The 319-nt window shown below is 63.6% G+C and carries 1 protein-coding gene; it reads left to right on the forward strand.

Annotation, left to right across the window (positions count from 1 at the left end; genetic code table 11):
• Positions 1-319: toxin VasX (locus ACK59Z_RS25965; protein ID WP_409294015.1), on the forward strand; the 319-nt coding region annotated here is incomplete at both ends.

Here is a 319-nt window from a genome sequence, read left to right on the forward strand (position 1 = left end):
ACCGGGCTATCTCAGCCCGTTCCAGGATGTCGGCGAGCTGACCCATTCCAGCTACGCCATCCGCCCTTTGCGTGAGGGCTTTCTCTACCTGCTGATCAAGCGCCATAGCGCGCCGGCCTACGAATGGCACAGCCAGTACCGCGTGGCGCCCAATGGTTCGCTGCTGTACATCAGCAGCGACGCCCCCTGGGAGCCTGCCCCCAGCGCCGGCAATCTGGATGAGATCCTTCGCGGTTTCGGCTGGACCATCACCCTCTACGACCTGGATGACATCCAGGAGCTGCGCCCATTGTTCAGCCCTTCCCCACTGACCCCGCGT

The sequence above is a fragment of the Pseudomonas sp. KCJK9058 genome, assembly GCF_046230975.1.
Classification (GTDB): Bacteria; Pseudomonadota; Gammaproteobacteria; order Pseudomonadales; family Pseudomonadaceae; genus Aquipseudomonas; species Aquipseudomonas alloputida.